The sequence below is a fragment of the Serratia sp. Sp408 genome, assembly GCF_057180665.1.
Genome location: NZ_JBXUFT010000001.1, coordinates 122,586 through 141,962, shown reverse-complemented (window position 1 = coordinate 141,962; position 19,377 = coordinate 122,586). Strand labels below are relative to the sequence as shown.

The window sequence follows — 19,377 nt, the reverse complement described above, 5'->3', positions numbered from 1 at the left end:
AAACCGCTCGACAAAGCCTGTGGCCCGAGATGAAAAAACGGGGCCTGACGGCCCCGGACGGATGATAGAATGCGATTTTATTATTTTTTGAATCAGTCAATTAGCTCTGCCGCCAGCTTGGCGACCAGTACGTTGGACAGCAATACCGGAATATCCAGCCGGGCCTGCAGAAAGTCCCGGTGCCGCTGGTGATAGCCAATACAATCCAGCACCACCACCTCGGCCCCCTGCTGCTGCAAGGCGTTGGCCGCCTGTTCCAGCCGCGCCTCGTCGGCCAGATAGGGGCTGGCAACGGCAAAGCACGGCGGCGTCGCCAACTGCTGCCATTTTCCGGCCTGTTCGTTGATTTGCTCCGCCACCGGAACCACAATGCCCACCCGATGTTGGCTGACAATCGCGGCGATCAGCGGGGGGATGATGCGATCCGGCTCCAGCAATAGCGCCTGTTCGGCCTGCAAATGGCCAAACTCGCCGGTGCACAGCAGCAGGATCACCTCACACCCCCGTTGTTCCAGCTCGCGGATCTTCTGCTGCAGCCCCTGCTCCACACGCGCTGCTGCCAGTGTGACCTGTGAACCGTCCAGCAAGCGCGTCACCAGCCGTTTCTCTCCCGGCTGCGGAGCATAACGCGCCGCCACCTGATCCGCAGTCAGGCCATCCAACAGCCCAATGTGCGTCGTCGAGGATTCGGGCAGGTAGGCAGAAAGCAGCGGCATGATGTCACTGCGCGGCGCCTGGCCGATAGTCAGGGTGGCAAACGAAGCGCTCATGATTATTTCCTTGTTTGCAGGTGGCTCAGGCTACCGTACAGCGACAGTAGCCGGGCATATTCATCGACGTCATAAAAACGGCAGGTTCCGCGGCCAAATTCCTTCGCCACCTCCACCGCAAACTTGACGGTCAACGCAATGTCCACTTCATGGCTGGCGCCGGTACCGCAGCCAGGCACCACCGATTCGCTGCAAATCGCCACGCCGACCACCGGTGCGCCAGTGGCGGTCGACGGTTGCAGAATGCTGTTGAGATGGTGTACGCCGTTGCCGTATGGCGTAATGTCCTGCGTGGTGATCGGGAAGGTCACCGCCGGGCGACCGCTGGTCATTTCCATAATACGCAGCAGATCTTCCGCAACCCGCAGGATATAGCCCTCTTTCACCGTTGGCGACAACGCATAGCCCTTGTGATTGATAATACGGTTGCCCTTGGTGGTATCGATCGACAGGATCGCATCGGCTTGCGCCACCACTTCATTGTCGTTCATCGTGACGTCATCGATCGGCGAATCCATAAAATCCACCGGATCGTGCGGCCGGGTCGGTGCATTCGGACAAATATGGGTGGTAACCACCACGTCGCCCGCCAGCACATCGCCCTTGCGCTGCATCTCGGCCAGCTTCAACGCGCTGCTGATGGCGGCAATCGCGCCGTCGCCGTCGGAAACCAGCCCAATGCGCGTCGGCCGGGCGCCAATGCCCCCCAAACGCCCGACAATACCCAGGGTTGGCGCATCGCCTCCCTGGCTCTTGCCGGCGCTGCCGGGGATGTCGATACGTACGAAGTCGGTCGAGCCTTTCGGCCCGCTGGCGCGTCGGGTGGTAGCCGTAACGCCGGGATAGCCGGCAAACAGATCGACCACGTCCTGGCCGCTGACGAAAGCATTATCAATTAATTCAAAAACCTGTAGGGTTTGTTGCAAGCTCATAATGTCAACCTTTCACCTAGTGATGTAACGGGCGAGTTATTTACCCTTGCTGGAAAACAGCGAGTTAAAGAAGCTGTACAGGGCGTCGCCGGCAATAAAACCGGCGGCCATGATTTCCATCGGCGTACGGCCTTTGTCTCCCCAGCGCTTGATAATCAGGATGCGCAGCGCGATCCCGACGATCACCGCCCAGCCGGCCAATGCGTTGTTGATCAGCAAGCCGGTGGCCAACAGTACGCCAAGCTGGCGCTTCGGCCCGCCGATCCACTGTACGATGGCGCCCGGAATCGCCCATACCAGCAGGCTCCAGGCGATCCCTGGCTGGGCACCGGCCTCGATGGTTTTGGCATACACCCGCGCCACCGGCGGCACCAGATCCTGCAAGAAATAGCTGCTGTAGGAGAAGTACACCACCGGAATGGCCACCACAAAGGCAATCAACGCCGCGCCCAATTGAATACGCCGCCCCAACAGCTCCTGCTGCAGGTCTTTGCCATGCCCGCGCAGGATAAAACCGGCCTTGAGATCGAAGCCCATATCCGCAAACGCCGGCCCGGTTGCGGCGGTGAAGCCGGTCAGAATACACAGCGCCAACGGCGGGAAACCGATCAAAATGCCGATAATCAGGGTTATCAGCGCCACGGCAAACGCCGGGAACCAGCCGGAGTGCATCGCCGCAATGCCGACAATCAATTCATGCACAAAGGCGGCAAAGGCGGCATAAATCACAAACAGCACCAGCAGGGTCAGTGACATTTCGCTGTACAATCCACCCGCCAGCGCCAGCAGCGCGGCGATCGCCACGTAGCCCACCGCGCCGAGGCCCAGCGCCTTGCGCACCTCGCTATCCGGCTGCGTGTGGCTGGAGCCGGCGTCGAGACGCTTGTTGCGAATCACCTGGATCACCTGGATCAACGCCACCAGCCCGGCGCCTACCATCACGCCGTGCGGAATATACAGCGCATTGATATCAACGCCGGCCACCGGTTCGGCATAGGCGCGCAGCAATAGACCCACACCGAACATGCTCAGCGCCCAGATATTGCCGATAAACGCGGTGCCAAACGCCGCCATCGGGATCTTCAGCATCGAGCCGGCAATGCCGATCGCTACGCCGACCACCAGCAACCAAGCCTGTTTGCCGCCCCGGTCACCGGCCTTGATGGCTTCCGCCGCCGCCACGCCCGGCGGCCAGGCATTGGCGGCCGGGAACACTTTGGTATCGAACAGGCGGTATAACAGATAGGCGTCCAGCAGCATCGCGGCCGCCACGCCGCAGAACATTGGCAGAATCAGCTGCGGTTGCCCCATGACATAGGGCACGGCAATCGGCATCAGCAAGCTGTTAGCCGCGCCGAAAGTGGCGGAAGAGATCACCGTCTGTGCCAGATTCTGCGTATGCACCGAACGATAGCGCTGGAGGAATTGCAACGGAAGACGCGCCAGCAGCATGGCCAGCAGCGCGCCGATAATCGAGGTATTCGGCGTCACGCCGAGCGTGGTAATAAGCTGCACGCCGATAATTGCGCCAATCACCGACAGCGCCACCATCACCAACAGCGTGCCGATATCCCGCAACGGATTGATTGTGGTATTTGGCTTCATTACGTCATTTCCCCTGAATAACCCTGCAACAGCGAAAAGAGATATTTATGGCAATAAGGCACCGTCGCAGTTCCAATATATGGAACTGCGAGCGATTTAATTCCGTTATTACCGGCCCAACAAATATACGTATTATTTTAATCATTAAATCGTTGGCAAATTCCCTGGTATTGGCGCCAATGATTTAGGGTAACGGAAAAAGGCCTACTCGACGCGCTATGGGATCTGACGCCAATAATCATCACCGAGCTTTTCTGCCAATTGCCGTGAAACGGTCATTAATTCTAATAATACCTCGGCGGCGAATGGCTGTTCGACGCTCTGGGTCGGGAAAGACAAACACAGCCCGACGGTTTCGCTGCGATGCTTGTTGGTCACCGTGGTCGCCAGCGAGCTAATGCCCTGCAAGGTTTCATTACGCGCCAACGACCAGCCTTGCTGGCGGATCTGCGCTAATTTTTGCAGCAGTGCCGCCAGCGTTTGTGGCGCATTGGGCGACGCCACCCGATAGCCGGCGGCAAAGCGCTCGGCCACCTGATCGTCGTCTTCACGCGCCAGCAGCGCCCGGCCAACCGAGGTTTCCGCCGCCGGCGAGCGGCTGCCGACCGGCGTCACCACCTGCAAAAAGTGCCGCCCGGGAAATACGCGCATCACGACGATTTCGCTGCCGTCCAGCATCGAAATATAGCCGGTACAGCTGGTCAAGCCACTGAGCTGCACCATACCAGCCGCAGCGTTGTCGACCATCGGCGTCGACAGGTAATGACTGCTTACCGTCAGTAACAGCCGGCCGATTTTATACATGCGGTTTTGCGCATCACGCTCAAGCATCCCCTGGTTTTCCATGGTTTGCAGCAGCCGAGAAACGGTACTTTTTGGTAATGCCAGCTGTTGGACGACGTCGCTGAAAGAAATACCCGGCTGGCCATGCGTCATGTGCTGTCGAGAAAACAGTTTTAGTACCGCTGCGGCATTTTCTAACGTCGTCATTGCGCTTCCTGTTCCACTATATGGAACCTGGTTCCTGTTCGATAATTAGAAAACTAAAACTCGCACAGTTTATCGTCAAGCAGTTTGTTATTTTCCGCGCAGTTGATTTATAGCGAATGATGCTGCTGAAAATAAAATTCATCAAAGATCGCGCAAATATTGCGACTGGATAGCTGGGGATATGCGCTGATAAGCGATATAAGCAGAGGATCGTACTGATTTATTGCGTTAGCCAAGCAATAAAATGAACCGGCAAATGCCGGTTCTGCAAAACAGCAGGCGACTTATTCGCCTAATGCTTTATCCTCGTAACGCCGTTTGGCATCTTTGGCTTCCTGTTCCGTCTCATGCTCACTGATCAGCGTATCGGGCTTTGGAAAATCCGCACGCAATTCATACCAGCGAACCTGACTGCCCTGCTCGCCCTTGTCGATCGCAACGATACGAGCTTGTCTCGGATAGGGAGGTTTCTGTGGCATATCGCTCTCCTGTGTGATTAACCTGTCGTTAAGTATAGACAATCACCGCGTTGCGTCAGTCAGTGGCGCCCCCCCAAGTCGCGATCGGCGCTATCGCCCGACAGCAAATGTGTCAGCTCATCGCAGCGCACGATGCGTCCGGCACGGAGCGTAAAATGGGCCAACACCTGCACCTCGCAGCGGCGGCCATCGCATTTCTCCACCACCACCCGGTGGTGGGTCAGCACCGTTTCGCCCTGTTCCGCCAGCGCCAACACGTTTAGCCGCATACTGCGCGTCTGCTGCTTCAGCAACGCCATATGCTGCACGAACTGCGCATAATCCAAGGTATGGCCATCCACCTGCTGCTGGTAGTCCTGGCTGAAAAAGTCGGCAATAACCGCAGGGTGATGTTCCGGGCTGGCAACCACCTGCTGCAAAGCGCGAACCACGATTTCTGAAGGGGTAGAGGTATTCATGGCATACTCCGTTAGACTGGGTTAAGCCACCAATCATACCCCCGACGGCGGCTGGCATAATAACCACAGCAGGACCAAATCTAACGTTAAACGGCCAAAAAAATGCAATTACACAGCGAACGTTTACTGCATCCCAAGCAACACCTGACGCCGTGGCATCAGCATCCGCACGGGCAAATTTACCTGCTGACCCAAGGTATGATGGCGATGGAAACCGAACGTCAGCAATGGGCGATGACCAGCGGCAGCATCGGCTGGCTGCCACCACAGTGCCGACATCAGGCGCAAGCCTGCGGCAACGTGGCGGGCTGGAGTCTTTACCTACCGCTGGCGCTGTGCGGCAAATTGCCACCACGGCCACAGCTGATACAGGCCAGTGCGCTGGTACAGGCGCTGGTGGAGCGCATCGCCGGTTTCCCGGTCGCTACGCTGACCGGCGCACAGCGGCGCATGTTGCAGGTACTGTTCGATGAAATGCAGGGGGAGCAGCAGCAAGCGCTGCAACTGCCGTTACCGCAGGATGCCCGGCTGCTGAAAATCGCCCGGGCGCTGCTTGACGATCCGGCCAATGCGCGCCGACAGGATGAATGGGCCAGTTGGGCCGGGCTGAGCGTGCGTAACCTGAGTCGTCTGTTTGTCACGCAGACCGGCATTGGCTTTGCCCGCTGGCGACAGCAGGCGCGGGTGATTCGTTCGCTGGAAGCCCTGTCGCGCGGCGAACCGATCGCTGCGGTGGCCGCCGATGTCGGCTATGACAATGTCAGCGCCTATATCGCGGCGTTTCGCCAACGCTTTGGCGTGACGCCGGGCATGTACTTTCGTTGAGACACCCAGCGCGGTTACTTAACCGTTTCCCGTTGCAGTACGCCGAGAATTTGCGCTACCACCTGTTGCGGATCGCCAGTACCGTCGAGCACGTGATGTGCCGCATCCTGGTAAAGCGCTTCACGCGCCGCCAGCACCTCCAACATTTCTTCGGCAATCGGCCGACCGGTCAAAGTCGGTCGCTGGGTATCGTCGGGGGATCCCTCCAGCCGCTGTGCCAATACCCTGGCCGGGGAGCGCAGATAGATCACCGTGCCATGCTGCTGCATAAAGCGGCGGTTCTCCTCCGCCAGGATCGCACCGCCACCGGTGGCAACAATGGTTGACGGCTGAGTAACATCCTGCAGCGCGATGGTTTCACGGCGGCGAAAGCCCAGCCAACCCTCCTGCTCGACCATTTCCGCCACGCTCATCTGCGCAGCCTGTTGCATAAACAGATCGGTATCGATAAAGCCAAAGCCCAGCGCCTGCGCCAGTGCCCGCCCAACGGTGGTTTTACCGGCTCCACGAGCGCCTACCATGAAAATGGTTTGTGTCATTATGGGTGTCCCTTGTCCGGTGACGTTGATTGTATCTGTTACGCGCGCAGGCTATGGCGCGTCATGTTCACGAAGGCGTTGTTGCTGCATCATACCGCCAACGTCATGTATTTCAATCTTTACGATAGTGTAAATTTCATGGCACAACGGCTGCCCAGCGGCAAACCGTGCTCGGCTTCACCCGCCATCTGACTGCGCAATGCCTCGGATAGCTCATGCGTCGCCAGGATCTCGAAACCTAGCGAACGGTAATACGGCGCGTTCCACGGCACGGTGCGGAACGTGGTCAGCGTCAGCTGGGTCACCCCGGCCAGCCGCGCCTGGTCGATCAGATGGGCCAGCAACTGACGTCCTATCCCGCGCCGCTGATGTGCCGCGGCCACCGACAACTCGGCGATATGCCAGTTGGCGTCATGCGGCTGGACGGCGACAAATCCCACGATCTGCGCACCGTCTTGCGCCAACCATTGATGCTGGCGAGCAATAAACTCGGCGTGTCGCTCCGCCGGCATGCCTTCGGCGTCGGCAATAAATGCCCACTGCGGCAATTGGCGAAACAGCGTGGCCGCCGAGCGTTCAACGGCGATCAGTTGCGCGATATCTGACGACTGCGCGAGTCGGATGTTCAGGCTCATGGTGGCTCCTTTAACGCTGCGGCCGGCTATTTAACCAGATTTATCCCGCGGCAGAAACCGGCCGCCGCAGCGGCCAGTGGCCGGGGTTAAAAGTCGACGCTGGCGCGCAGTACCACTTCGCGTGGCTCCCCCACGGCGATGCGCAGGTCGCCACCGCTGGAAGGATAATAGGTTTTATCGAACAGGTTCTTGACGTTGAGTTGCCATTTCACCCGATAACCGTTCACCGGCATGGTATAGGCGGCAAACGCATCAGCCACCGTGTAATGATCCAGATAGAAGCTGTTGGCAGCATCGCCTGGCCGACGGCCAACGTAGCGCGCGCCAGCGCCGATACGCATCTGATCGCCGCTGTACAACCCCGGAGAGCCCAGGTTCTGCGTCAGGAACAGTGAGGCGGTATGGCGTGCCACATTGGTCATTTCCTTGCCTTTGTTGTCCGGATCGTCCACCACCCGCGCATCGGTATAGGCATATGAACCGATCACGCTGAGGTTTTCGCTGATATTGCCGGCTACGTCCAGCTCCACGCCCTGCGAGCGCACGCGCCCGGCGGTGCGGGTAACGGTTTCACCGTCCACCAGTTGGCTGACCATCACGTTGCGTTTGGTGATGTCGAACAGCGCCAGCGTTCCGGTAATGCCATTGGGTAACTCGACCTTGCTGCCCACTTCCCAGGCTTTGCCCTGCTCCGGCGGCAAAGAGCCAATCTGCGTAGCGATAGAGGAGTTGGGTTTGAACGACTCGGTGTAGCTGCCGTATAGCGATAGGTACGGCGTCACTTTGTAGACCACGCCGCCGCGCGGTACCAGCTTGCTGTCCGAACTGTCGGTATTGGTAACAAACGGCCGCCCTTTGCCGGCGAAGACGTCGAAGCTGTCGTAACGCAGTCCGCCCATCACCAACCATTTGTCGGTCAGTTGGATGGAATCCTGCATGAACCAGCCGTAACTGGTGATATTCTCGCGTTGATCGCTGTCCTTGGCGCTGACGGCGGTGGACGCCGGCATTTGGCCATAAACCGGATTATAAATATTGAAATCGCTGTTCTTGCTGCCGCGAATCATATCGCCACGGTAGGTGCGACTGTCTTCAAAATCAAAGCCGAACAGCAGTTGATGGTTGACGTGGCCCCAGTCAACGTCGCCGTTCAGGGTCAATTGCAGCGCATTGGCATGGCTGACCGCATCGGCGGTAGCGTCGGCCTGACGCGTCAACGCGCCGGTTTCCGGGTTCAGCGCGGTGGCGCGCGCCTGATTATCGCTGTAGCTGTTGCGGTTATAGGCATACGTGAAGGCGCTTTTCCAGCGCTCGTTCAGCACCTGCTCGATTTGCAGGGTGACGCTGTCCTGATCGCCGCGCGTGGCGTTGTAGCTTTCATCAAAGCGACGATCACGCGGGGTGTTTACCGGTTTACCGGTGCGCGAATCGATAATGGTGCCCCGATCGAACGGCGTCAGGTATTCCATATGCTCATACGCCAACCGCACGGTGGTGTTTTCGCCGTACCACATCAACGATGGCGCAATCACCGTCTGGCGATTGCGGCCAAAGTTGCGCCAGTAGTCCGTTTCGTCGTGATCGACAATCATCCGGTAGGCAAAGCCGGAGGTGCCGAGCGGCCCGGTCACGTCCAGTTGCCCGCCGCCGCCATTGAAGCTGCTGCCCCAGCCCTCAACGTGAGTATGTTGCTGCAACTGCGGCTTTTTGCCGATCATGTTGATCATCCCGCCGGGTTCGCCCATGCCGTACAGCATCGACGCCGGCCCCTTGAGCACTTCGACCCGTTCGGTGGTCGGCGTGAAGTTGCGTGCCTGGATCGATCGCACACCGTCGCGCAAGATCGAGCCGTCGCGGTTATCGCCGAAGCCGCGCTTCATCACCGCGTCCTGGGTGCCGCCCAGCGTGTTGGTCTGGGTAATGCCGCTGACGTTGTACAACGCCTCATCCAGACTGCCGACCGCCTGATCGACCAGCACCTGCTTTGGCACCACGTCCACCGCCTGCGGCACGTTGAGCAGGCTGGTTTCGCTGCGGGTGCCAGTCACGCTGGTCAGCGGTTGATAGCTTTCAACGCCGTTAACCGAACGGGTACCGACCACCACGATATTTTCCTGCTTGTCGGCGGTGGTTTCGGCCGCACGGGCAACGCTGACGCCAGCCGCTAGCGGTAGCACGCAGGCGCTCCACATCATTCGCTTCGTATTAATACGGCGAATGTATTTGTTATTATTCACGAGTTAACTGACTCCAATAGGTCCCTGAAAATGGTATTGGCAAGAATTGCTGATACAGCTGTTGGAAGGTCTGTTGCGGGTTGATGTCGGCAAACAGATCCGGATAAAACGCTTTGGCGAGCATTTCAACCGCCACCACATGGTAGGGGCTGAGATAGAAATTGTGCCAGAGGCTCCAGGCATGCAGGTTTTTTACCGCGCCGAGCTGGGCCAGCAGCGGCTGTTGATCGATCAGCCGGCGAAAACTGTCATCGGCCTGCCGCTGAGTCATCTGCGGCCCAAGCAGCAGGTCGGAATAGCGTTTGCCCTGCGCCCCAGCCATACCGGTGGCGATATAGACGTCAGGGTTGGCGGTCAGCGCGGTTTCCGGGTTCAGTTCGCCATAAACCCCCTTGATGCTGGCGTTGGCAATATTGTCGCCGCCGGCAAAGGTGACCAAATCCCCCAGGTTGCCATGAGCGGCCGTCGTGCAGCAGGTTTCACGCCGGCCAAGGTGCAGGTGCAACATCACTTTGGGTTTCGTGCCGGAATAAGCCGCCAGCCGGTCGCGCACCACCGCCATATGCTGTTGATAAAAGGCGATGAAATCCGCGGCGCGCCGTTGTCGATTCAGCACTTCACCCAGCAGACGCACGCTTGGCACCGTGTTGTGCAACAGGTCGATACGCAAATCGATATAAATGACCGGGATCCCCGCCTTGCTTAACGCATTGACCAGCGACTGCCGATCGCCGTCTTCACGGGCATAGCGCGCCAGAATCACCAGATCCGGCCGTAGCGGGATCAGGTTTTCGGCATTTATCTGACGGAAATTGCCCGCGCCGATGACCGGTATGGTCTTGATTTGCGGAAAGGCCTGACTGTAAATCTGCCAGCTTTGCGCATCATAGCGCGCCAGATCCTGCGGCCAGCCGACGATGCGCTGCGCCGGATTACCTGGCTCCAGCAGCGCCAGCGTATACAGCATACGGCTCTCCCCCAGCACGATGCGCTGCGGGTTGTCCGGCACCGTCACCGTGCGGCCAAGCATGTCGGTGACCGTCTTCGCCTGTAGCGAAAACACGACGAAAAACAGAGAAAGTACCAGCAAAGCGGGGAATTTACGCATGGGGGGCAACAAAACGGCAAAAGGTTTGCGCATGATAATCACTCTCATTATCGTATTCAATCACAATAAGGTTCTGCGCAGTGAAACAGCGTAATTTCCCCGTTTTAGCCGCAAAACGGCGATAACGCGGGAAAAATGTGCTTTATAAAGTAAAAAAATCGGTCGCGCGGCGCGCTGAAAAACGGCTAAATGGCGATAAGTGACTCTGGAGGAAAGATGAGCCAACAAATCGTATTTCTCAGTGATTATCCACAGTATGCCGATGTTTGCGCCGCCTGGGCTTTTGGCCAATGGGGCAGTCAACGCGGCGGCTCGCTGGAAGGCGCGCGTCAGCGCTACGCCCTGTGCAGCCAGTCCAGCGCAGACCATTTCACGCTAATGATGATAGATGAGCAGCGCCCGCTGGCCATGGCCAGCCTGTGGCCAAGCGACGACCATCACCGCCGCGATCTCACGCCGTGGCTGGCCGGGGTGTTCGTTCATCCCGATCACCGCCGACAGGGTATCGCCCGGCGGCTTGAGCAGGCGGTGCTTGAGTTGGCGCAGCGCGGGGGCCATCCGCTATTGCACCTGCTCACCGATAAATGCGAAGCGTTGTACGCCGCCTGGGGCTGGCGCACCATTGAACGCCGTCAACAGTACGGCGACCAGGTGGTGGTAATGGAAAAGCGCCTCTAACGTGGGGTGCAGACATAGACCAGCGCAGGAGGGAAGTTACGCACCACCCGCTGCTTTTTCCAATGAAAATAACGCGACAGCAATTTTTCCGACAAATGGCTGTACTGGAACAATACCAGCGTCCCATCGCGGGTTCGCAGCCGTTCCTGCGCCTGCTGCAAGATGCGCATGCTGATTTTAAGCGGCATCGACAACAGCGGCAGACATGAAAAAATAACGTCATAATCGCGCTCCAGCCGTTCTGCCGATTGTGCCATCACCCGCAGGCGCGGCGCATCGATCTGCCGCAGCTGGTGCACAAAGTTGGGCTGAATTTCATAGGCATCCACGTCGGCATCGGCGCGTATGCGCCCGAGAATTCGTTTGGTCAGCACGCCATCAGCCGCGCCCAATTCTGCAATGGTCAACGCACGGGTCCATTCAATCTGGTTCAGCATCGCCTGGCAAAGCCAGGGGGAAGACGGTGCCAGCGTGCCAACGGTGCGTGGGGACGCCACAAACTGCTGTAGATAGGCAAAGTGATTTTTCAGTTGTAACCGTGTCGCGTTTATCATTGGAGACTCCTGCGTTAGGGATTCCCAATGTGCGCATAAATGCCAACGAGATCGTTAACATAATTCCGAAAGCGGCAGACACAGTTGTAATAAAATGCAACGGCAAAAAAATGGCCGCCTTCTTGGCGACCATGTTTTTATTATCGATGTTGTTAACGGTAAATAACGGCATTACCGCGCCAACTGCTGGAATCACCAGGATTATCCAAACCGATAATACGGTAATACGAGGCGCCCTGTTCGGTGGCTTTTGATTTCAGCGCACTGACGGCATCGTCCGGGGAGCCGGCAATGCCGGAAACCGAGACCACGCCGATGCTCTGCAGGTTGGCGGCCCGATCGTGACCCACCTGCGTGGCGGCCAGAGAAGAAAATGAAGCGGTTGCCATAACGGCGGCTGCGATGTAAGGATAAAGTTTCATGACGGACTCCGAATATTGTTGGTTATTGTTAACATCACGTTGTTAATTATTGGCCAAGCAGTGAAAGCGGACGTCATGCAACGTAAAGAACATCAATCTTTGTGAGTAAAATAAGGAGAAAGTACGTGTGATTATGACCTGGTGATTACCGTCAAAGATTCACATCAGTAGCGAGGGGAATTTTATTTAAATAACAGCACGATGTCTGTCGATACCGTTTATTGTGCCGCAACAGGTTTGTTCTCCGGACAAAAAAATCTGAGCTAGTCTTGTTTTGACGGTTATCATTTAACAGGGATACTTATGACCCCCAACCTGCTGCGCGAACGAAATGGCCAGGGCGCTTCGGTTTCATTTTCCGAACTGCTGTTCGATCTGATCTATGTATTTGCCGTAACGCAACTCTCTCACTACTTGTTGCATCACCTGACGCTGACAGGCGCGCTGCAAACCCTGTTGCTGTGGTTTGCCATCTGGCTGGCATGGCAATACACCGCCTGGGTCACCAACTGGTTCAATCCGGATACTCGCCAGATCCGCCTGCTGTTATTTACCATCATGCTACTGGGGCTTTTTGTCGCCTCCGCATTGCCGCAAGCGTTTGGCGAGCGTGGGCTGATATTTGCCGGTTGCTACATCACGCTGCAGGTGGGCCGTACGCTGGCGGTGCTGGCGCTGCTGAAACAGCACGCGTTACGCAAAAACTTCCAGCGCATACTCGGCTGGCTGATCATTTCGGCGCTTTTCTGGCTGGCCGGGGGATTCAGCGAAGGCAATACCCGTCTGCTGCTATGGGCCATCGCCGTATTGTGCGAATACATCTCGCCGATGTTTGGCTTCCGCCTGCCGCTGCTCGGCCGCTCGGACAGCGGCAGTGAATGGACGATTGAAGGCCACCACCTGGCCGAACGCTGTCAGCTGTTTGTGATTGTCGCGTTGGGTGAAACCATTCTGATTACCGGCTCCACGCTGAGCGAAATGGACATCTGGAGTGCGCCAACCCTGATTGCATCGCTGGTAGCGTTTATCGGCAGTCTGGCAATGTGGTGGGTGTATTTCGATACCAGCAGCAAAGCCGGCAGTCATGCCATCAGTCAGTCGGAAAATCCTGGCCAACTAGGCGCCTACTTCCACTATGTGCATGTGGCGTTGGTTGGGGCTATCATCATTTGCGCCGTCGCCAACGAGCTGGTTATCGCCCATCCCGACGGAGGTATTACCTCGGTTACCGCCGCCGTTCTGCTGCTCGGGCCGGCAGTCTATCTGTTCGCTAACGGGCTATACAAACGGCTGGTGTATCGGCGTTTCCCGCTGTCGCACCTGGTAGGCATCCTGGCGTTAGTCGTGCTGACGCCGCTGGCCTACCTGACCGATCTGTTGATGGTCAATGGATTAACCACGCTGATAATACTCGCAGTCGCCATCTGGGAAAGCATTTCTCGCCGACGCACGCCACATGCTGCTCACGCCTGACCGCCTGCAGCGTCGCAAATGACCACAGGCTCCACTCGGAGCCTGTGGTTACTGCCGAGCGACTAGATCAACGGCTGTGGTAACGTCAGTACCCACAGCTCGCTCAACGATTGCGGTTTTTCCAGCGGCAACAGTTCAATACGCGTCGGCACCACCTTGCCGTCCAGCATCAGACCGCCCTGCGCATTCCGTTGGTAATCGCCTACCTTGTTGGCCTTCGGTTGTGCATCCACCAGCCTGGCCTGCAAGCCGAAATCATTGTCATTGATCACCGCCAGCGTGCGAGGGTCGATCAGCGCCAGACCTTCCACTTTTTCCTGCTGCCAGCCCAGCTTGCGCAGATCGGCCACTTCGCGTTTCTGTGCCAGCTGCACGCCGCGCCTGGCCAACGCTTTGGCATCATCATATTCCAGCGCTTTACCCTGGCCATCGAACGCCGTCAAATCGCTGGCCTGACGTAAATCAACCAGATATATCTTGTTGATCATCTGCTTGTTTTTGTCGCTACCTTGCTCGATAAGCAAAATACGCTGGTTATCTAGCGCCACGATATCGCCAATTTTGGCGTCTTTGGCTTTTTTATAGCTATCGATATCAATCGGATAGCCATATTGCGCGGTCTTGCCACTGGCCGGGTCAACGCTCACCAGACGGGTAAACTGCGCCGTGTTTTTGGTTTTGCCGTCGACGTCGAGGGTGCTCTGCACCGCCGCCAGAATTCGGCCGTCCGGCAGACGCGTAATGCCCTCGAAGCCGCGGTTCGGCTGACGCCATTTAAGAATATTCGGCAGTCCAGCGGCTATCGCCTGCTCGCCCTGTTGCGGCTGCGGACCGTACTTGGCCAAAATCTTGCCTTTATTGTCGACGTGGATCAGGAACGGACCGTATTCATCGCATAACCAATAGCCGCCATGACCATCCGGCGTGATGCCTTCGGTATCCAGCCCGCGCTTATCGCTCGGCAGCGTCTGTAGCCGGTCGTTCAACGCCACCTCATTGGTTGAGCCGATAAGGCCCGCCGGCAACGGCAATCCGACGATCGGCCCCTGGCCGTCATGCAACGGCCGCGCATTGCCGGCCACCGCCTGACCGTCGCTGATGCGGATATCCATCAGTAATGGCGTAAACTGCGGCACGGCAAAGATTTTCGCTTCCTGCTTGCCTACCGTCGGCGCATCGGCATTCGGACCACGATCGGTGACGGTAGTCAATTGCAGCACATTCCCCTGCCTGCCGTTGAATACCAGCCCGGAGCCAACGCCAACCGGCAGCCCCTGTGGAAAGTTGCTGGTAAATGCCCCTGCGTAACTGACGCGCTCGCCAGCGGGAAAACTGACGGCGTAACGCGCAACCTCGATCTCTGTCGCGCCGGCAGCCAGCGGGAACAGCGCAGACAACAACAGGAAAAGCGTTTTTCTTCTCATGATAGTTAAGCTCGGTAATGGGAAAGGATCGGCCGGCTGTCAGGGTAATTATCAGAAATGACGTTTTGATGACAGCGTTGCTTAATCTACTGAAATAACTGAAAACAAACCAATGGCAAATAGAAATAAGCAATTAACCACTAAATATCGAACGGTAAAATCATATGGCATTTTTAATCTTCTGCCCTTCGCGTTTTTCACCTGCTCATTTTAAATTCGCCGCGTGCGCAATATTCCGATCCGATTGGCAAAAAATACCGCAATGAGTCGCCAGATTATGAAAATAACGCATTTCACATGGACAAAATAAGGCGACAGGGATTTAATAACCGCCCTAATCACAGGTGCACTAAGAAAGTTCTCAAGATACCTGCAATAAATAAAAAAGGTGTTCTATAGTTTTTAGTGCTAACGCCCGTTAGTTTATCCAGTAGGATGGAGTCTATGTCAAAGCGACTTTTTGCCGAATTTTTTGGCACATTTTGGTTGGTGTTTGGTGGTTGTGGCAGCGCAGTATTAGCCGCGGCTTTTCCTGAGTTGGGCATTGGTTTTGCCGGTGTCGCTCTCGCTTTCGGTCTTACCGTGGTAACCATGGCGTATGCCGTAGGGCATATTTCCGGCGGGCATTTTAACCCGGCCGTTACCGTCGGTTTATTTGCCGGCGGCCGCTTCCCGGCGAAAGACGTTATTCCGTATGTTATTGCTCAGGTCATTGGCGGTATTGCCGCAGCCGCGGTACTTTATCTGGTTGCCAGCGGCAAGGCCGGCTTTGATGTGACCGGCGGCGGTTTTGCTTCCAACGGTTACGGTGAGCATTCACCGGGCGGCTATTCTCTGCAGGCCGCCATCGTGATTGAATTGGTGCTGACCGCCTTCTTCCTGATTGTCATTCATGGTGCCACGGATAATCGCGCCCCTGCCGGCTTTGCGCCTCTGGCGATTGGTCTGGCTCTGACGCTGATCCACCTGATCAGTATTCCGGTGACCAATACCTCGGTCAACCCGGCGCGCAGCACCGGCGTGGCCATCTTCCAGGGCACCTGGGCATTGCAACAGCTGTGGGTGTTCTGGCTGGTGCCGTTGATCGGCGGCGTGGTTGGCGGCCTGATTTACCGTTGCCTGCTGGAAGAGAAAAAGTAACCGGCAGGCGATTGTTATTGCAGGGCAACCCTGGCGGTTGCCCTGCGTTTTGCAGCGATTACGCTTTTCTGGCGACCAGCATCATAATGTCGCAGGTAAAGGTGCCATCCTGCTGAATGGCGAAATGCTGTTTAACCTCGTCAGAAACGCTTTGCTGGTAGGCGCGAATGGCGGTGACAAAATGCTGCGGCGTACGCATACGCGCTACCCAGCTGTCAAATGCCAACGCCAGCCGATCGCTGGTTGCCGCATCAATCACCAGCCCGGCTTCGGTCAATAAACGCAGCCACTCTCCCGGCGCGTAATTGTGTACGTGCGACGTATCACGCAGTGCTTCCACGGTTTGCAGATAGATATCCAGCAGTGGGTGTCCCGGTGAGACCACGTCCATGAAAATCGCCGTGCCGCCCGGTTTCAATACCCGCTTCACTTCACGCAACGCCTGACCAACATCGTGCCAATGGTGCGCCGAATAACGGCTGATCACCAGCTCAAAACTGGCGTCGGCAAACGGCAGCGCCTCCGCCATACCCTGCTGCACCTGCACGTTTTGCAACCCTTTTTCGTCGGCGGCTCGAGTGACCACCTCCAGCATTTGCGCCGACAAATCATAAGCCACCACCTGCGCTACCTGCGCCGCGGCGGTAAAGCTGGCATGGCCGGCACCGCAGCCCAGATCCAGCAGTCGGGCGTGCGGGTGCTCGGCCAGTAACGCACTCAGACGCTGTAAATCCTTGCCCTGCGCGTGTACCGCGCTGGTCAGATAGGCATTGGCCTGTTCACCAAACTGGCGATCGACGGCATTTTGATGACTGTTGTGATTGCTCATGGTTGCTCCTTGATTATTGTGCGGCTCACGCCTATGCCGGATGGCTTTCGGCAACTATAATCAGCACCATATACGGGTACAATATGTGCAGTTATCCTAGTATCAACCGGTACCAGCCTATGCAAACTGATGATTTGTCCGGCCCGAAGGCCCTTGGCGCGTTCTTGCGCGCCCACCGTGAGCGCGTCACGCCAGAGATGATTGGCCTGCCCAGCAGCCCGCGTCGCCGTACCAGCGGCCTGCGGCGGGAAGAATTGGCGCAGGTCAGCGGTATCAGCGCTACCTGGTATACCTGGATTGAGCAGGGGCGAGACGTCTCGATATCACCGTTTACGCTGGCGCGCATCGCCAAGGCGCTGAAGCTCGGCTACGCCGAACGCCATTATCTGTTTACGCTGGCACGGGTGGCCGACCCGGAACAGGAACGCCAGCAAGACAGCGTCAACGACGCCGTCTTGCACAGCGTGCATCAGGTCAATGTCCCCTGCTATCTGCTGGATATCACCTGGAACGTGCTGGCATGGAATCAACCCGCGCAAGCGCTGTTTTCCGGCTGGCTCGGCCAGGCCAAGACCCCCAATCTGCTGCACTTTATGTTTTTCCACCCGTTGGCGAAAACGCTGGTCAGTGATTGGCACCATCGCGCGCGCCGGGTGGTAGCGGAATTCCGTGCCGAAACCAGCCACCATCAGGCAACCGATCCGATGCGCGCCTTCGTGCGCAACATGACGCGTAACAGCGACGACTTCAACCATTGGTGGCAGCAGCATGACGTAATGGCGCGTGAAGGCGGGGAACGGCTGTTTGAGCATCCCCAGCAAGGCCGCCTGTATTATCAGCAAGTTACCTTTAACCCTGCGGAGAACAACGTGCTGAAACTGGTGATGCTGCTGCCGTTGCCGTAATTGGTAACAAATTCGCAGACAGGTTTACCTATGGCGTATTTATTGGCTTGGGCAATCGCGCTAGGGTGGTAGGGCAAAACCCTATTGAGAGAATCCTATGCAATCTGAAGAACAACGCCTTATTGATGGTCTGTTCAGCCGCTTAAAGCAAGCCGAGACTCAGACGAGCCAACGGGATAGTCAGGCTGAGCAGCAAATTAACCAGCACATCCGCGAGCAGCCTTCCGCGCCTTACTATATGGCGCAGGCGATGATCATTCAGGAAGCAGCGCTAAAACAGCTGGATCAGCGGGTGAAAGAGTTGGAAAACCAGCTCGCGCAACGCCAGCAAAACGCCCCGAGCCAGCAGAGCAGCGGCGGTTTTCTAGCCGGTCTGTTTGGCGGCGGTAACCGACTGGCCGCCACCACGCGCGAAGCGTACCAGACTCAACAGCCCGCCAATAACGGCTGGAACAGCCCGACTCAGGGTAGCTATGCGCCGCAGCAGCCATATGCCCAACCGCAGGCGCCGTCACGCGCTGGCAGTTTCCTCGGTGGCGCGCTGCAAACCGCGGCCGGCGTGGCCGGTGGCGTGGTGCTGGCCGATATGCTGACCGGTATGTTCCGCCACTCTCAGCCGGAAGAGATAGTGAACATAATCAATGAACCCCCGCAAGATAACGCGATGGATAATATTGATACTGCCAACAATCTTGATACATTCAATAACGGTGACGGCAGTTTTCTTAATCAGGGCAACAGCGGCCTGCAGGATGCCGATTATCAGAACGACGATTTCGCTGATTTCGCCGACGATGACGGCTTTAACGACGACGATTCCTTCATTTAATCCCCCGCTGTCAGCACGATATCGTGGCACTTACCTGAAATCCCCTACCGCCGCAGCGCATCAACTGCGGCGCTATTGCATCACCAGCGCGACACAACGGCGAGGTTTGCGCATGCAGGGATAACTCGACCAGGCGTCATCTGACGCGTTGAGCACATCGACGATGGAAAAGATGAAAGTTTGGCGGTTCACCCCAGACCGCATGCTGACCAGCAGCAGACGTTGACCAGGATGACTGAAGGTTACTGCGGTGTGTCGTCAGACGCGATCTTTGCCAGCGTCCGGCGGTAGGTTTTTACCTTGCGACGTTTTTTCAGCCAGGTGGTGGTCGCCACCAGACAGATAGCGCCGGACATGGTCAATACGCCGACGGGATGGCCATAAAACACCATCAAGACAAAATAGCAGGCAGAAACAATCGCTACCCATTTTGCCATATTGCCAATGGCGTTCTTCTCTTGGCTGAGTCGGCGGATATTTTCTTCTTCGCTGATTCCCATGGGCTCTCCTTATTATCGAACAGACCATTATATGAGGGCGCACCG

At 57.1% G+C, this 19,377-nt stretch carries 21 protein-coding genes; 6 read left to right on the top strand and 15 right to left on the bottom strand.

Annotated elements, in window-relative coordinates; genetic code table 11:
* Positions 1–92 precede the first annotated feature (92 nt).
* From AC2AXP_RS00735 to AC2AXP_RS00710, 6 genes are all read right to left on the bottom strand, one after another.
* A complete protein-coding gene (locus tag AC2AXP_RS00735) occupies positions 93–770 on the bottom strand; it encodes an AroM family protein (RefSeq protein ID WP_198773374.1) in 678 nt (225 codons plus the stop codon).
* Positions 771–772: 2 nt separating this feature from the next.
* Positions 773–1,702: a DUF1177 domain-containing protein gene (locus AC2AXP_RS00730; RefSeq protein ID WP_004954747.1), complete on the bottom strand. Its 930-nt coding sequence runs from the start codon at positions 1,700–1,702 to the stop codon at positions 773–775.
* Positions 1,703–1,738: 36 nt separating this feature from the next.
* Complete coding sequence (locus tag AC2AXP_RS00725; protein WP_484381371.1) at positions 1,739–3,307, bottom strand: OPT/YSL family transporter; 1,569 nt, start codon at positions 3,305–3,307, stop codon at positions 1,739–1,741.
* A gap of 216 nt (positions 3,308–3,523) precedes the next feature.
* Positions 3,524–4,297, bottom strand: coding sequence for an IclR family transcriptional regulator (locus tag AC2AXP_RS00720; RefSeq protein WP_198773376.1), 774 nt, complete (start codon positions 4,295–4,297; stop codon positions 3,524–3,526).
* A 284-nt stretch (positions 4,298–4,581) separates the two neighbouring features.
* Positions 4,582–4,776 (bottom strand): YaiA family protein, encoded by a 195-nt coding sequence (locus AC2AXP_RS00715; RefSeq protein WP_039991064.1) that lies wholly within the window; start codon positions 4,774–4,776, stop codon positions 4,582–4,584.
* A gap of 59 nt (positions 4,777–4,835) precedes the next feature.
* Complete coding sequence (locus AC2AXP_RS00710; protein WP_004954757.1) at positions 4,836–5,234, bottom strand: nuclear transport factor 2 family protein; 399 nt, start codon at positions 5,232–5,234, stop codon at positions 4,836–4,838.
* A 102-nt stretch (positions 5,235–5,336) separates the two neighbouring features.
* Here AC2AXP_RS00710 and AC2AXP_RS00705 point away from each other — a divergent pair, with 102 nt between their 5' ends.
* The gene (locus AC2AXP_RS00705; RefSeq protein ID WP_004954760.1) at positions 5,337–6,059 is read left to right on the top strand and encodes an AraC family transcriptional regulator; all 723 of its coding nucleotides are present in this window, start codon (positions 5,337–5,339) and stop codon (positions 6,057–6,059) included.
* 14 nt (positions 6,060–6,073) lie between these two features.
* Here AC2AXP_RS00705 and aroL read toward each other — a convergent pair whose 3' ends face one another.
* The 4 genes from aroL to AC2AXP_RS00685 form a co-directional block, all read right to left on the bottom strand.
* The gene (gene aroL, locus AC2AXP_RS00700) at positions 6,074–6,598 is read right to left on the bottom strand and encodes a shikimate kinase AroL (protein WP_004954764.1); all 525 of its coding nucleotides are present in this window, start codon (positions 6,596–6,598) and stop codon (positions 6,074–6,076) included.
* Between the two features lie 119 nt (positions 6,599–6,717).
* On the bottom strand, positions 6,718–7,233 hold the full coding sequence (locus tag AC2AXP_RS00695) for a GNAT family N-acetyltransferase (RefSeq protein ID WP_004954768.1): 516 nt from the start codon (positions 7,231–7,233) through the stop codon (positions 6,718–6,720).
* A gap of 86 nt (positions 7,234–7,319) precedes the next feature.
* Positions 7,320–9,428, bottom strand: a complete 2,109-nt coding sequence (locus AC2AXP_RS00690) for a TonB-dependent siderophore receptor (protein ID WP_004954771.1) — start codon at positions 9,426–9,428, stop codon at positions 7,320–7,322.
* Positions 9,429–9,462: 34 nt separating this feature from the next.
* A complete protein-coding gene (locus AC2AXP_RS00685; protein ID WP_039992408.1) occupies positions 9,463–10,578 on the bottom strand; it encodes an ABC transporter substrate-binding protein in 1,116 nt (371 codons plus the stop codon).
* Between the two features lie 216 nt (positions 10,579–10,794).
* Between AC2AXP_RS00685 and AC2AXP_RS00680 the strand changes: the two genes are divergently transcribed.
* Positions 10,795–11,256: a GNAT family N-acetyltransferase gene (locus AC2AXP_RS00680; RefSeq protein WP_039991066.1), complete on the top strand. Its 462-nt coding sequence runs from the start codon at positions 10,795–10,797 to the stop codon at positions 11,254–11,256.
* Here the strand turns inward: AC2AXP_RS00680 and AC2AXP_RS00675 are convergent.
* Both AC2AXP_RS00675 and AC2AXP_RS00670 read right to left on the bottom strand, forming a co-directional pair.
* Entirely contained in the window at positions 11,253–11,810 is a 558-nt protein-coding gene (locus tag AC2AXP_RS00675; protein WP_004954779.1) for a class I SAM-dependent methyltransferase, read from the bottom strand. The two genes, AC2AXP_RS00680 and AC2AXP_RS00675, sit on opposite strands and share 4 nt — an antisense overlap.
* Before the next feature lie 152 nt (positions 11,811–11,962).
* Entirely contained in the window at positions 11,963–12,232 is a 270-nt protein-coding gene (locus tag AC2AXP_RS00670) for a YdgH/BhsA/McbA-like domain containing protein (protein ID WP_004954782.1), read from the bottom strand.
* 303 nt (positions 12,233–12,535) lie between these two features.
* Here AC2AXP_RS00670 and AC2AXP_RS00665 point away from each other — a divergent pair, with 303 nt between their 5' ends.
* Positions 12,536–13,705 (top strand): low temperature requirement protein A, encoded by a 1,170-nt coding sequence (locus tag AC2AXP_RS00665; RefSeq protein ID WP_484381370.1) that lies wholly within the window; start codon positions 12,536–12,538, stop codon positions 13,703–13,705.
* 62 nt (positions 13,706–13,767) lie between these two features.
* Here AC2AXP_RS00665 and AC2AXP_RS00660 read toward each other — a convergent pair whose 3' ends face one another.
* Positions 13,768–15,129, bottom strand: coding sequence for an esterase-like activity of phytase family protein (locus AC2AXP_RS00660; protein WP_198773381.1), 1,362 nt, complete (start codon positions 15,127–15,129; stop codon positions 13,768–13,770).
* Between the two features lie 444 nt (positions 15,130–15,573).
* Here AC2AXP_RS00660 and aqpZ point away from each other — a divergent pair, with 444 nt between their 5' ends.
* Entirely contained in the window at positions 15,574–16,269 is a 696-nt protein-coding gene (gene aqpZ, locus AC2AXP_RS00655) for an aquaporin Z (RefSeq protein WP_039991068.1), read from the top strand.
* A gap of 58 nt (positions 16,270–16,327) precedes the next feature.
* Here aqpZ and AC2AXP_RS00650 read toward each other — a convergent pair whose 3' ends face one another.
* Complete coding sequence (locus AC2AXP_RS00650; RefSeq protein ID WP_004954793.1) at positions 16,328–17,098, bottom strand: class I SAM-dependent methyltransferase; 771 nt, start codon at positions 17,096–17,098, stop codon at positions 16,328–16,330.
* A 119-nt stretch (positions 17,099–17,217) separates the two neighbouring features.
* On the opposite strand from AC2AXP_RS00650, the gene AC2AXP_RS00645 reads away from it, so the two are divergent.
* Positions 17,218–18,003 carry a helix-turn-helix transcriptional regulator gene (locus tag AC2AXP_RS00645; protein WP_004954796.1) on the top strand — a complete coding sequence of 262 codons (786 nt, stop codon included), beginning with the start codon at positions 17,218–17,220 and terminating at the stop codon, positions 18,001–18,003.
* A 97-nt stretch (positions 18,004–18,100) separates the two neighbouring features.
* Positions 18,101–18,832 carry a DUF2076 domain-containing protein gene (locus tag AC2AXP_RS00640; protein WP_484381369.1) on the top strand — a complete coding sequence of 244 codons (732 nt, stop codon included), beginning with the start codon at positions 18,101–18,103 and terminating at the stop codon, positions 18,830–18,832.
* Positions 18,833–19,074: 242 nt separating this feature from the next.
* On the opposite strand, the gene AC2AXP_RS00635 is transcribed toward AC2AXP_RS00640, so the two are convergent.
* Positions 19,075–19,332: a hypothetical protein gene (locus AC2AXP_RS00635; RefSeq protein WP_004954805.1), complete on the bottom strand. Its 258-nt coding sequence runs from the start codon at positions 19,330–19,332 to the stop codon at positions 19,075–19,077.
* Between the last annotated feature and the right edge of the window lie 45 nt (positions 19,333–19,377).